This window comes from Paenibacillus hemerocallicola (assembly GCF_006265175.1).
GTDB classification, from domain to species: Bacteria; Bacillota; Bacilli; order Paenibacillales; family NBRC-103111; genus Paenibacillus_AB; species Paenibacillus_AB hemerocallicola.
In genome coordinates, this window is sequence record NZ_VDCQ01000033.1 from 39,499 (window position 1) to 53,726 (window position 14,228).

The 14,228-nt window shown below is 56.9% G+C and carries 6 protein-coding genes; 3 read left to right on the forward strand and 3 right to left on the reverse strand.

Going from position 1 to position 14,228, the window contains the following annotated elements; genetic code table 11:
* Positions 1 to 49 precede the first annotated feature (49 nt).
* Positions 50 to 1,687, forward strand: a complete 1,638-nt coding sequence (locus FE784_RS21885; RefSeq protein WP_139604370.1) for an MDR family MFS transporter — start codon at positions 50 to 52, stop codon at positions 1,685 to 1,687.
* Positions 1,688 to 1,784: 97 nt separating this feature from the next.
* On the opposite strand, the gene FE784_RS21890 is transcribed toward FE784_RS21885, so the two are convergent.
* Positions 1,785 to 2,249, reverse strand: a complete 465-nt coding sequence (locus FE784_RS21890; RefSeq protein WP_139604371.1) for a YdeI/OmpD-associated family protein — start codon at positions 2,247 to 2,249, stop codon at positions 1,785 to 1,787.
* Positions 2,250 to 2,428: 179 nt separating this feature from the next.
* On the opposite strand from FE784_RS21890, the gene addB reads away from it, so the two are divergent.
* Positions 2,429 to 5,989: a helicase-exonuclease AddAB subunit AddB gene (gene addB / locus FE784_RS21895; protein WP_139604372.1), complete on the forward strand. Its 3,561-nt coding sequence runs from the start codon at positions 2,429 to 2,431 to the stop codon at positions 5,987 to 5,989.
* 32 nt (positions 5,990 to 6,021) lie between these two features.
* Positions 6,022 to 10,020: a helicase-exonuclease AddAB subunit AddA gene (gene addA / locus FE784_RS21900; protein WP_139604413.1), complete on the forward strand. Its 3,999-nt coding sequence runs from the start codon at positions 6,022 to 6,024 to the stop codon at positions 10,018 to 10,020.
* Between the two features lie 92 nt (positions 10,021 to 10,112).
* Here addA and FE784_RS21905 read toward each other — a convergent pair whose 3' ends face one another.
* Together FE784_RS21905 and FE784_RS21910 are read right to left on the reverse strand one after the other, a co-directional pair.
* Complete coding sequence (locus tag FE784_RS21905; RefSeq protein ID WP_139604373.1) at positions 10,113 to 11,918, reverse strand: putative bifunctional diguanylate cyclase/phosphodiesterase; 1,806 nt, start codon at positions 11,916 to 11,918, stop codon at positions 10,113 to 10,115.
* A 301-nt stretch (positions 11,919 to 12,219) separates the two neighbouring features.
* Entirely contained in the window at positions 12,220 to 14,142 is a 1,923-nt protein-coding gene (locus FE784_RS21910) for an FAD-dependent oxidoreductase (protein WP_139604374.1), read from the reverse strand.
* Between the last annotated feature and the right edge of the window lie 86 nt (positions 14,143 to 14,228).

A 14,228-nucleotide genomic window follows, 5' to 3' on the forward strand; every position in this document is an offset into this window, starting at 1 on the left:
GAAGGATTAGAGAAGGATTAGAGAAGGATTAGAGAAGGAGTAGAGAAGCTTGGAGCATTTATCGCATAAGCGCAAAATGACGATTATGGTCGCGATTATCGCCGCCATGTTTTTCGCCGCGATCAACCAAACGATCGTAAGTACGGCGATGCCCCGAATCATCGCAATTCTTGGGGGCATGGATTACTACACCTGGGTCATTACGATCTACATGCTGACCTCGACGATATCGACGGTGCTTGTAGGAAAGCTGTCGGACATTTACGGCCGCAAGCCGTTTATTTTGGCGGGAATCGTGTTTTTCATCATAGGCGCTTTTTTGACCGGATTATCGAAAGATATTTTTCAATTGATCACTTACCGCGGTATTCAAGGGATCGGCGCGGGTATTATTATGGCTTCGGCCTTTACGGCCGTAGGGGACTTGTTCTCGCCGCGCGAGCGCGGGAAATGGACCGGCGTCATGATGGCCGTATTCGGCTTCTCCAGCGTACTCGGCCCGACGCTCGGCGGATGGATCGTCGATCATATGGATTGGGAATGGGTATTCTGGATTTTCCTCCCTGTCGGGATCGTAGCGTTTATTTTGATCATGGCTTTGTTTCCGAAGGTGGATAAGAAGCAGTCGGAATCGATCGACTACTTGGGATCGTTGTTCCTTACTTTAACGATCGTCCCGCTCCTTATCGGCTTTTCTTGGGCAGGCACGAAGTATGCATGGGGATCGACGCAAATTATCGGCTTGTTCGGCGCGGCATTGGTGGCGCTGCTTATCTTTATGTTCGTGGAGACCCGAGTGAAAAGTCCGGTGCTTCCGTTGTCTTTGTTCAAGAACAGCATCGTCACGATCTCGAACTTGACCGGTTTTCTGATGAATGCGGGGATGATGGGCGCCTTGATTTATTTGCCGTTTTTCGTGCAAGGCGTGGAAGGGGTATCGCCTACTTACTCCGGCTACGTAACGATGCCGATGTCGATCAGCATGGTTGTCATCAGCTCCTTTACGGGCAGATGGATAACGAAATCGGGCAAGTACAAGCGTTACGCGCTGCTTGGCATGCCGATCATGATCGTGGGCATGATTATGATGGCGTTTATGAACAGCATTTGGCTGGCCGTGCTCAGCATGATCGTTTTCGGCTTCGGCTTGGGACTCGGCATGCCGGTCTTCTCGCTTACGGTGCAGAACGCCGTCAGGCCGGATCAGCTTGGCGTGGCGACCGCATCCTCGCAGCTGTTCCGCAATATGGGCGGAACGATCGGCATCGCCGTCATGGGAACGATTATGGCGTCCAGCCTGAAAAGCAGCTTGAAGTCCGCGGCCGAATCCGGCCAGGGAGTCGATTTGACGAAGCTGGATCCGAAGGTGGCCGAGCAGCTGGCGGCATTCCATAACCCGGAAATGCTGCTGGACCAGCCCAGACTGGAGCAGCTGCGGCAGACGCTGCCCGAGCAAGTGCAGCCGATTTTCGCCAAGATGATCGATATGCTCCGGGATGCGCTCAGCACCTCTCTGACGACCGTGTTTTTGTCCGGTGCCGCGCTGCTCGTCGTCGCTTTGCTGCTCGTCTTCTTCTTGAAGGAAATTCCGCTGAGGACGTCCAACCGGATGCCGGAGCAAGCGGGCGATCCATCGAAGGGCGAGAAGGAAGACGGCCTGTCCGGCACGGTCGCGAAGCAGGTTTGATTTTTGGATGAAAAAGGTTGAAGCGAAAGAGTCGTCGAGCTGGAATCGGCGGCTCTTTATGTTTGTATAAGCTTTCAATACGAAACACAAATCGGACTTACTTCGCTTTCTTCCCCTGAACGAGCATTTCGATCGCCTGTCCGATCCGCTTCGCGCGGGTTTCTGCTTTTTTGGCGGACAAAATCCATTGGATATATTCTTTGCGGTGGGAATAGGACAGCTTCCCGAAAAAAACGGCCGCTTCTTCGTTCCGGTCCAAGGCCGCCTGAAAATCTTCCGGAACGTCCAAGGTTCGTTCCTCCGTGTCCGGTTCGATCGACACCCGGACGATATCGCCGGTCGTTACGCCGGCTTCGTTTCGGACGGATTGGTTGATCACCAAGTAATGGGTACCGTCTCCGTTCGGCATAAGGGAACCGCGGATCGGCGCTTCGTTGACCGTACCTTTTACTTTCAATTGTCCCCGGACTCCGTATGCTTCGTGCACGCCGAACGGAATTTGCACGTATGTCCATGTACCGGTGCCGGAAGGACGGATAAGAGGCGCTTCGAAATGTTGCATGGTCGACTCTCCTTTCGGATGCTGCGAGTTGCTGCGGATACGGTTAGTATAGCACAGACAACCGCGAATGGCGGCCGCAGGAGGGCGTGCCAATCTGCCCCAGTCGGCGGACAACCGCGCAAAAATATGCTAGAATACTAGAATAGATAAGAACATTTGTTTTCGTACAGGAGGCCCATATGGCGATCCGATACATACTCGGCCGGGCGGGCAGCGGCAAGACGGAGCGCTGTCTCGATGAAATAAGAAGCATTTTGCGGCGTGAGCCGGAAGGTCCGCCTCTCGTTCTGCTGGTACCCGAGCAGGCCACATTTCAGGCGGAGCATGCGCTCGTATCCACGCCCGGGCTTGGCGGGACGATTCGCGCACAAGTGCTCAGCTTCCGGCGCCTTGCCTTCCGGATCATGCAGGAGGCGGGCGGAACGGCCCGAATCCATATCGACGACAGCGGCAAGAAAATGCTGCTGTACGAGCTGCTGCACAAGCATGGCGAGGAGCTCCGGCAATTTCGCGCATCCTCCGAGCAGTCCGGCTTCATCGACAACTTGAACCGGATGTACGGCGAATTCCGCCGGTACTGCATAACGCCGGACCGACTGGAGCAGTTCGTCCTCCAAGCGGAACGGAGGCAAGAACCGGGAGGCGCGTTCGGCTTGCCCACGGACAAGCTGCACGACCTGCTGTTCGTCTATAAACGATTCGAGGAACAGTTGTCCAAACATTATATCGACTCCGAGCATTTGCTGACCAAGATGGCGGAGATGATGCCGGAATCGGCTTATATCCGGGACGCCCTCGTCTGGATTGACGGTTTTTTCGGCTTTACCCCTCAAGAGCTGCAGGCGGTCGGCGAGTTGATGAGCTGCAGCCGTCAGGTGACCGTCAGCCTGTGCGTTGACCGCGATTACGGCTCCGGGGATGCGCCGGACGAATTGAATTTGTTTCATCCGACGGCTCGGACGCTCGTCCGCCTGAAGCAGGTTGCGGAAGAGCGGCAAGCCGGACAGGAGAGCGTCATCATGCTCGAAGGAAGCCCATCCCGTTTCGAGCGCAGTCCGAAGCTCGCTCATTTGGAGCGGTCGTTCGAATACAGGAGCGGCAGACCGTTCGCGGGAGGAGCGGCGGGGGGGAACGATCGCGAGATCGTCTTGGCGTCCGCCTCGAACCGTCGCGCGGAAGCGGAAGGAGCGGCCCGAGAAATCGTCAGGCTCGTGCGGGACGAAGGCTGCCGCTGGCGGGACGTTGCGGTTATGGTGCGCAATCCGGATAGCTACGGGGAGCTGCTGTCCGTCACGTTCACGGATTACGGCATACCGTATTTTCTCGATCAGAAGCGTTCGGTGCTCCATCATCCGGTCGTCGAGCTGATCCGCTCCGGTCTCGAGGTTGCAGCAGGTCGCTGGCGCAACGATGCGGTTTTTCGCTGCGTCAAAACGGACCTGCTGTTTCCGGCCGGTGAAGAAGACGGGGCGGAGGAGGCCAACCGTCTGAGGGACGCGATGTGCCGGCTGGAAAATTATGTGCTGGCGGCGGGCATCCAAGGCTCCCGCTGGACGGAAAAGCGGAAATGGTCGTATCGGGCGGGCTCGATGCTCGATGACGTTCAGGAAGGAGCGGCGCGCGGTCCGGACGAGACGTTTTTTCTGGAAATGGACCGGCTTCGGCAAATGATCGTCAAGCCGCTGGCGGAGCTGGAGACGGGCCTTCGTCAAGCGGACACGGTACGGGGGATGGCGGAATCGCTGTTCCGGTTTCTCGAGGCGATAAAAGTACCGGAAAGGCTGGAACGCTGGAGTCGGGAACGTCTGGATGCCGGGGAGCCGGAGAAAGCTCGCGAGCATATGCAAGTATGGGGGAGTATCGTCGACCTGCTCGACCAGATCGTGGAGATGCTGGGCGACGAGAAAATGGCGCTCGACCGTTTTGCCGGTATTATCGAGGCGGGATTGGAAACGGTCCGGCTCGGGCTCGTACCGCCTTCGCTGGATCAGGTGCTGATCGGTACGATGGACCGTACGCGCTCCGGCGCCGTTCGCCATTGCTTCGTGCTCGGGGCGAACGACGGCGTTATTCCGGCCAAGCCCGACGAGGCCGGCGTTTTGTCGGAGCCCGAGCGGGAACGGCTGATCGAGGCCGGACTCGAGCTTGCGGACGGGAGCCGGCGCAAGCTGCTGGACGAATCGTTTTTGATCTACATAGCGCTTGTTACGCCCGCCGAATCGCTTTGGGTCAGCTATCCTCTCGCCGACGAGGAAGGCAAGTCGCTTCTTCCTTCGGAAATCGTCAAAAGGCTGAAAACGATGTTTCCGGCAATACGGGAAAAGCAGCTGCTTACGGATCCTCCGGCCGGGGAAGCGAATCCGGACGGCGATCCTTATGAATACGCGGTCAATCCGGCCAAGGCGCTTTCCCATCTCGCGGTGCAGCTGCGCGGCTGGATGCGGGGCGTTCCTATCGCCGAGGCTTGGTGGGAAGTCTACAACTGGCTTTGCTCGCGGCCGGAATGGAGAGAACGGCTGCGTCTCACGCTCCGGTCCTTATTTTATACGAATATGGAGCCGCCCTTGCCCCAATCGATCAGCCGCGAGCTGTACGGCGATATGCTGCGGGCCAGCGTGTCGCGGATGGAACGGTTCGTGTCGTGCCCGTTCTCGCAGTTTGCGTCGCATGGGCTGAGGCTGGCCGAGAGACACATATACCGTCTCGACGCTCCGGATATCGGTCAGCTGTTCCATGCCGCTCTTAGCCGGATTGCGCAGGAGCTTCAGCGCGAGGGAGCGGATTGGGGCTCCTTGTCAGCCGAGCAATGCTTCGACCGCGCGGCGAAAGCCGTCGACGAGCTGGCGCCCCGTCTCCAGGGGGAGATTTTGCTCAGCTCGAAAAGATACGGCTACATCGCCCGCAAATTGAAACAAATTATCGGCCGGGCTTCCGTTGTGCTCGGGGTGCACGCACGGAGCGGTCAATTCGTGCCGATCGGGCTGGAGGTCGGGTTCGGACCGGGACAGCCGCTGCCTCCGCTCGAGTTCAAGCTGGATAACGGCTGCCGGATGGAAATCGTCGGAAGAATCGACAGGGTGGACAGGGCGAATAGCGACAAGGGAGTACTGCTGCGCGTGATCGACTACAAGTCGAGCGATACGTCATTGCGGATGGCCGACGTTTATTACGGAATGTCGCTGCAAATGCTCACGTATTTGGATGTTGTCATCACCTACGCGGAGCACTGGATCGGTACTCCGACCTTGCCTGCCGGCGTACTGTACTTTCATGTCCACAATCCGATGCTCGTACGCAAAAATTCGCTATCGCCCGAAGAAGCTGAAGCCCAGCTGCTGAAACGGTTCAAAATGAAGGGACTCGTTCTCGAAGACGAGGAAACGGTCAAGATGATGGACGGTTCGTTCCGCGAACGGAACGGCCATTCGCAGCTTATTCCGGTCGCGCTCAAGGCGGACGGAAGCTTTTACAAAAATTCTTCGGTCGTTTCGGAAGGGCAGTGGGACTCGCTGCGCGGGTACGTCCGGGGAATGATTATGCGCATCGGACAGAACATAACGGACGGACACGTCGATATCCGTCCATCCAGGATGGGGCCGAAGCTGGCTTGCACGTATTGTCCGTACAAGCCGGTGTGCCAATTCGAGCCTATGTTCGAGGGGAACGACTACAACAGGCTGCATCGTATCGATAAGGAACAGGCATGGCAGGCGATGGAGCGCGGGGCCGAGCATTCGTGAGTAACGGAAACGCCGAGGGGGACAAGGATCGCATGACGAACGAAGCGGGAACAGCAGGGGGGCGTCAGGCAAGGGCGGCCAAGCCGGCAGGGAGCACATGGACGGACGAGCAATGGGAGGCGGTCCGCTTGCGCGGATCCGATATTCTCGTAGCTGCGGCGGCGGGCTCCGGCAAAACGGCCGTTCTTGTAGAGAGAATCATACGGCGCATTACGGATGAGCGGGAACCGGTGGACGTGGACCGTCTGCTTGTAGCGACGTTCACGAACGCCGCAGCCGGCGAGATGCGGCAGCGCATTCGCGAGGCGATCGAGAAGCGGCTCGCGGAGCATCCCGAATCCGAGCATTTGCGGCGTCAAATCGCGCTTATTCATCGCGCATCGATTACGACTCTGCACTCGTTTTGCCTTGACGTTATTCGCCGCCACCATCAGCGGATCCGGTTGGATCCGGCTTTTCGCATCGCCAACGAGACGGAAGCGGAGCTGATGCGGCAAGATATTTTAAGCGATCTGCTGGAGGAGCAATACGGGCAAAGCGAAGACGACAGCGCGTTTTGGCGGCTCGCCGACGCCTTCGGAGGCGAACGCGGCGACGATGCCTTGTTTCGGCTCGTCCAGCGTCTATACGACTATTCGAGAAGCCATCCGTGGCCGGATTTTTGGCTGCTGGACACCGCCGGCAAGTTCGAGCCGTCGTCTGACGAAGCGGGGGAGACTTCGGGCGAGTCCGATCCATGGCGTAAGGCATTGATTGCCGATGTCAAGCTGGAGCTGCAAGGCATGGCCAGTCTGTTGGAGGAAGCGCTGCGACTGTGCAGCCAGCCGGGAGGTCCGATGCCGTACACGGACAACATGAAGGACGATCTTGTCCAGATCGAAGGGGCGATTGCCGCTGCGGAACGTTCGTGGGACGGCTTATTCGCCGCGATTCGGGATACGGCTTTCGGCAAGCTGAACGCCTGTCGCGGAAAAGAGTACGACAAAGCGCTGCAGGAACGGGTAAAGCAGCTTCGCGACCGGGCCAAGAAGCAGTTTGCCGATATCCGGGAGGAGCTGTTCGAGCGGACGCCGGAGCAATATGCCGCGGAAATGGCCGAGATGGCACCTGTCGTGCGCAAGCTGGCTGAGCTTGTCATCGAATTCGGAGAACGGTATCGCTTGAAGAAGGCGGAGAAGGGACTGGTCGATTTCTCCGATCTCGAGCATTACAGTCTGGACATTTTGCGGCACCCGGATTCCTCTCCGGGACGTCTGATTCCGTCGGATGCGGCCGAGCAATACCGCGACCAGTTCGTAGAAATTTTGCTGGACGAATATCAGGATACGAACACGGTGCAGGAGGCGATCGTCAGCCTGATCTCCCGGCCGGCGCCCGGCAACAGGTTCATGGTAGGCGACGTTAAGCAGAGCATCTACCGTTTCCGGTTAGCCGAACCGGGCTTGTTTATGGACAAATACAGATCGTTCGAGCCGTCCGGGGAGGATAATCCGTCCGGGGGCCGGAAAATCGACCTTGCGCGCAACTTCCGCAGCCGCACGGAAATCGTCGATGGGGTCAACTATATATTCAAGCAGATCATGACGGAGCGGGTCGGCGAAATGGACTACGACGAAGCGGCAAGACTCGTATGCGGTGCCGTCTACCCGGGTAGTCCGAACGATTTGGCGGTCGAAATGGCCGTGATGGATCGCGGCGGTGCCGCATCCGAGGAAGATGCGGCAGAAGGGAACGGAATCGAAAGCGACGATACGGACGATTCGGACGATATCTCGGATATTGCTGCTGCGGGGACGACTTTGGAGCAGGAAGAGAAGCAGGCCGAAACGGCGCAGCTGGAGGCTCGATATATCGTATCGCGCATACGCCGCATGATGGGGCAGGACGGTCATACGCCGTTTCAGGTACACGACCGCGGCACCGGCGGATTGAGGCCGATCGTATTCCGGGATATCGTCATCCTGCTGCGTGCCACGTCGCAATGGGCTCCCGTATTTATGGACGAGCTGCGTGCGGCTGGAATACCGGGTTATGCCGATTTGAACACCGGTTATTTCACCGCTACCGAAGTCGAGACGATGCTATCGCTGCTGCAAATCATCGATAACCCGTACCAGGACATTCCCGTCGCGGCGGTGCTCCGCTCGCCCATGTTCGGACTGAATGCCGCGGAGCTTGCGCAGATACGTATTCTAGGCAGAAACAAGCCTTACTACGAGGCCGTACTATCGTATGCGGCGGGCGACGCCGAAATGCCGGACGGCACAAACGCCGTACATAACGAAGACGAATACGTTGCCGAGCTCCGATCCAAGCTTTCGCATTTCATCGCCAAGCTGCAAAGCTGGCGGGACGAGGCCCGTCAAGGGTCGCTGTCGCAATTGATTTGGAACGTATACCGGGAAACCGGCTATTACGATTTTGTCGGAGGGATGCCCGGAGGGGGACAGCGTCAAGCGAATCTGCGTGCGCTCTACGACCGGGCCAGACAATATGAAGCGACGTCTCTTCGAGGCTTGTTCCGATTTTTGCGGTTCGTGGAGCGCATGCGGGACAGCGGGGCGGACCTGGGAGCCGCTCGCGCGCTCGGGGAGCAGGAGGACGTCGTCCGGATCATGTCGATCCATAAAAGCAAAGGACTCGAATTTCCCGTCGTATTCGTCGCCGGACTCGGCAAATCGTTCAATCAGACCGATCTGGGCGCTTCCTTTCTGCTGCACAAGGAGCTCGGTTTCGGTCCGATGTTCACGGACCCGGTTCTGCGCGTCGCATGCCCGACTTTGCCGATGCTGGCTATACGCCGACGGATGAAAATGGAGATGATAGCCGAAGAGTTCCGCGTCCTCTATGTGGCGTTGACCCGGCCGAAGGAAAAGATGGTGCTCGTCGGCACGGTCAAATCGGCCGACAAAGCCGCGCAGAAATGGACCCGCATGCAGGATGAAGCCGATTGGCAGCTTCCCGCCCACGAAATGGCCCGAGCCCGGTCTTATCTCGATTGGCTCGGTCCGGCGCTCATCCGCCATCCGGACGCCGGGGTATTCCGCGACCGGGGCGAAAGCGGCGAGTCTTATTTCGTCCCGGCCATTATGACGGCCGAACCGTCCAGGTGGAGTGCGGGAATCGTTTCCTCGCTCGGTTATGCCCAAGCTGCGGCCGCCGTCGAGGTCCGGTTCGCCGACGACCGGATGGAGTCGGTCGCGCAGCTCGAGCCGGTGACCGGTCGGGAAGAGCGGGAGGAAGCGGACATAAGGCTCGACCAACGATTCGATTGGACGTACGGCTACGGACAGGCGACCGAATTTTTCTCCAAAACGTCCGTCTCCGAGTTAAAGCGCCTTAAAGATCGTTCGTTCGGGCGGGAAGACCCGGAAGCGGCGGATTGGGCGGAGCTGCCGCTCGAACCGGATGAAACGGCGGCCGGTAGACAGAACGTTCCCGGAAGCCGCTCCGCCCTGCAGTCGTTGGCGAGAAGGCCCGCCTTTCTTGGGAAACGGGAGATGACGGCAGCGGAGCGGGGGACGATCTATCATGCGGTCATGCAGCACATCCCTCTGGAGAACGGAATTTCGGCGGAGGACGTCCGGATCACGATTGACCGGATGGTTTCGCGCCAATTGCTTGCCCCGGAGCATAGGGATGCGGTGGATGCGGAAGTCGTCGCCTCCTTTTTCCGGGAGGAGATCGGTCGCCGATTGCTGGCCGCCGATAAGGTGTATAGGGAAGTGCCTTTCAGCTACGGCTTGCCCGCCGAGGAGGCATATCCCGGAGCGGAGCAGTCGGTACGGGGCGAAACGGTGCTCGTGCAAGGGATTATCGATTGTTTGTTCGAGGAGAACGGGGGACTGGTGCTGCTCGATTATAAAACGGATGCCGTATACGGCGACCGACTGGATATGCTGAAGGAGCGATATGCGGTCCAGCTCGGGCTGTACGCCAAAGCGATCGAGCATATATGGCGCCGGCCCGTGAAGGAAAAAGTGCTGTATTTTTTTGACGGCCCTCATTTCGTTCGACTCGGTGAAAGGTAAATCCGGGGCTGCGTTGACAAAAAAAATCCCCGCCGGGCCGATGCCCGTGCGGGGATTGTTGTAATGGCGCCGTTTCGCGCACAGTCTATTCCTCAATATTCCGGAGACAGGATCAAGTCCTTCTCCGTCATGTTCAGCTTATACCATTCCTCGAACGTTTCCGGCGGCATCGGCTTGCCGAACAGGTAGCCTTGCGCTTCGTCGCATTTGTGCTGCTGCAGGTAAATGTATTGCTCTTCCGTCTCCACGCCTTCGGCCGTAACTTTCAGCTTCAGCGTCTTGGCCAGCACGATAATGGCGTTAACGATCGCGGCGTCGTCCGGATCCTCGTGAATGCCGCTGATGAACGAACGGTCGACCTTGAGCGCGTCGATCGGGAACTTTTTCAAATAACTAAGGGAAGAATAACCGGTACCGAAGTCGTCGATCGATATTTTGACGCCCATTTCCTTCAGCTCCCGAAGCATGAGAATGTTCCGGTTGACGTTCTGCATCGCCGCGCTTTCCGTTATTTCCAGCTCCAAATATTGAGGCAGCAGTCCGGCCTGGCGCAAAATGCGGCCGATTACTCCCGGCAGATGCTGCTGGCGGAACTGGAGCGGCGACAGGTTGACGCTGACGGACAAGTCCTCCATGCCGGCATCCTGCCATTGTTTGATTTGAACGCACGCTTTGCGCAGCACCTGCTCGCCCAGCTGGACGATCAACCCGGTCTCCTCGGCGAGCGGGATGAAATCTTTCGGCGGGATGACGCCGAGACTCGGATGCTGCCAGCGCACCAGCGCTTCGACGCAGACGACCCGTTCCGATTTGGTGTTGATGCGGGGCTGGTAATAGACGAGCAGCTCGTCCTTTTCCAGCGCTTTGCGCAGCATCGCCTCCATGGCGAAACGTTCGATTTGCGCTTCCGTCTTCTCGGGAGCCAAATAGTACTGAAAGTTGTTGCGGCCTTGCTGCTTGGCCCGGTACATGGCAGCCTCGGCGTTTTTCATCAGCATTTCCGGAGTCGTTCCATGGGTCGGATACAGCGCGATGCCGATACTCGTCGTCGTATATATTTCATGGGGCCCGAGAAGGATGCCTTCCTTCAAGCATTCGAAAACGGCGCTGCATACTTGATTGGCATCGTCCGCATTGGAGACGTTCTGGACGAGCAGGGCAAATTCGTCGCCTCCCAGCCGCGCAAGCATGACGTCTTTATCGATATTCGAGCGGATTCTTTCTGCAACCGTTTTCAGTAATAAATCTCCGGTCTCGTGCCCCATCGTATCGTTAACGTGCTTGAATTGGTCGAGATCGAGAAACAGGACGGCGAGCCCTTTGTTTCTTATGCTCCTCTTATTGAGAGACGACGTTAGTCGATCTTTAAACATTTCCCGGTTCGGCATCCCGGTCAGCGAATCGTAATAGGCCATTTTCACCAGGTTGTCCGACGTGCGTCCGACCAACACGATCATGACGATCATGCCGAGCAAATTCATTACCGTATTGAGCGAAAAAAAATAACCGCCCTGAACGATCGTGAGCAAAAGGATTTCGCCGACGGCCAAGGCGCATATGACCAGTGCGGTCCGCCTCCCCAGCTCGGATGCATACAGCGGAAGCAGGAACAAAAGCAGCCATGTCGGGCTGACCCCGGGGTGCCAATCCGGCAGCACATATACCATCGTAATCATCGCCATGTCGACGAATACGATAACGGCCAAGCTCGGCATGCGCAGAAGCTGGCTCAGATCCCCGACGATATGGGCTCTATGGACGAGAAAGACGGTGAAAGCCAGCGATAAAACGGCGAGCGCAAGCAGCACATACTGCTTTTGGCTTATGAAGAGAAGCAGCAGCACGATAGGGAAAATGAAATGTCCGAGAGCAAACACTTTTGCGTTTTTTTGGTTCATGCTACTTGCTGCACCCCTCGTGAAGGTTGGATTACGTACTCCGGTTCGTACGAAATTATTGGAAAAATGTTCTTTGTCGAATCTTCATTCAGTATACATGATTTCTTTGGGGGATTCTATGAAAATTCGTCTAAATTTGTCGGATTTAAGAGAATGGTCGGAGGGGAAGTGCTGATTTACCCGGTTGGAGCGTTGCTAGAGCGACTCTTTCATTTTCCAGATATGGGATGCAGGGGCTTATGCCTTCACGAGAGAAAAAAACCGTGCCTAGCGATTGGACGCTGCGACACGGGCCGAGAGGTCATACGAATGCAGGTTGCGGAGCTTCTTTCAAAATATGTTTGGCAACGTTCCGTGCACTGGAGAAAGCCCGCTCGGCGAGCTCCCCTTTGCCGGTACAGCCGTCGCCGCAAAAATAAAACGGAACGTTTTCCAGTCGGTTCGGCAGCAGCGAGTTGGAGGCGATATTTTTCACGCTTGCCACCATGGCCTTCTTGGACACCCGTTTGACGGCTATGGCGTCTTTCCAGCCGGGGTAGTGACGGTCGAACAGCTGCTCCATTTGCCCGGTCCGCTGCTCCAAATATTGCTTGCGCTGCTCCTCATTCGCGAAATCGTCGTGCAGGTAGGCAATGCCCTGCAGCAATTGACCGCCTTCCGGAACGAGCGTGTAGTCGGTAGCCGAGACGTCGCTTATGAACAGCTTGTTGTTCATATCGCTGATGTAGGAGAAAGGTCGGGCAACTACGCGGCTTAACCCGACATCGTACACCATCACCTCTGTCGCCGTATTCCCCTCGTAAGGGGCAAGGAACGGCTCCCAAGCCGTTCCTTTGAGCAGCTTGATCACCTGCTGAACCGGCATGGCGAAGACGACGCGGTCAAAGGATAGCTCCCGGCTTTTCGATTTGAGCACAAACTTGCGGTCCTCGTAGCGGATGCCCTCGATCCCTTCCTGCAGAGCGATTTCCCATTGTCCCGACATCTCGATCTTTTCTTTCAGCTGGTTCGTAATGACCGCCCAGCTTCCGAGCACATAATTGACGGGTCGCGAGGAAAGGAACAGATTATGGTAGTAATCGGCGATAACGGTGCCGGGCACCCGGCGCGCGTCCTCGGGAGTGATGAAGAAATTGGAGCAGACCAGATGCTCCCAAAGTTCCTTTACATCCTCGTCCGCATTCGAATCCGCCAAAAAGTCGCCCAACGTCCGGTAATTTTTTATTTGATGAATGTTGGCCATGATGGCCGTAATTTCGCCTACGAATCGGACCTTCTGCATCGTGCTGAGCAGCTCGGTTTTCATCAGATTGACGAAGTCGAGCGGAGCGGGGGTAACTTGGTCGTGCTTCTCGTACATGACTTTGCGTTTGTCGACCTGCTTGCTGCTGAACGATAAGCCAAGCTCCTTCTCGAGCGTCGTCAGCTTGTGCCGATCGATGCCATAGACGGCATGGGCTCCATAGTTCAACGTAAAGCCCGCTTTCTCATAGGTGAATGCGCGGCCTCCCAATTGGGGGCTTCTTTCGAACAGGACGCCTTCGATACCGGGCTCCTCCGATAAATAGGCGGCTGCAGTCAACCCGGCTAATCCGCCTCCGATGACGGCTACTTTCATAGGGGGGTCCTCCTTCTGTTTCGGCGTGACCGAGAGCGGTCCCGCCGGTTCGTTCGTACGCAATCCCGCCCACAGCATGGAAAATTCGGTACGTATCGATTGCTCCAGATCGCCGTCTCCATCTTCGTTCAAGCACCACTTCAAAACGATGCCGTTGTAAACGCTGATCAGAAGCTCCGCCTTGTGCCGATTGGGCAGCCATCGCTGCAGGGCATAGAGAAGGTAATCCGATAAATCGCGCTGCTTCCGGTTCAGTTTGTCGTTTTGCAGGCAAAGCGCATTAAAGCTGCGGATGAGCCGGGGATAGGTGCTTAAATTAGACGCCAAGTCCAAAAACAGTCGGTTGATATGGCTTTCTAGCGATTGCACGTGCGTGGGGGAACGTTTGCTCCACTGCTCGATGATGGCGCGCTGCCGATCGCCGACTTCTGCTACGATGTCTTCTTTGCTTTTGAAATAGTGGTAAAATGTACCCTTCGAAGTGTGCGTAGCTGCGATAATATCGTCTACGGATACGCTTTCGTACCCTTTGTGCATAAACAGGCTCAATGCCGTTTCGATGACCAGATCCCGTTTCTTGCGGGTGGAGGGACGCATCAGATTCATGGACAATCAGCCTCCCGGACCGATTATGGTGATATTGTAACGCATATTAGACCGGTAGTCTATCCGAAAATAGACTACCGGTCTAA

Excerpts from the sequence above, each read along its gene's own strand:
- FE784_RS21890 (WP_139604371.1), bottom strand. The coding sequence starts at position 2,249 with ATGCAACATTTCGAAGCGCCTCTTATCCGTCCTTCCGGCACCGGTACA.
- addB (WP_139604372.1), top strand. The coding sequence starts at position 2,429 with ATGGCGATCCGATACATACTCGGCCGGGCGGGCAGCGGCAAGACGGAG.
- addA (WP_139604413.1), top strand. The coding sequence starts at position 6,022 with ATGACGAACGAAGCGGGAACAGCAGGGGGGCGTCAGGCAAGGGCGGCC.
- FE784_RS21905 (WP_139604373.1), bottom strand. The coding sequence starts at position 11,918 with ATGAACCAAAAAAACGCAAAAGTGTTTGCTCTCGGACATTTCATTTTC.
- FE784_RS21910 (WP_139604374.1), bottom strand. The coding sequence starts at position 14,142 with ATGAATCTGATGCGTCCCTCCACCCGCAAGAAACGGGATCTGGTCATC.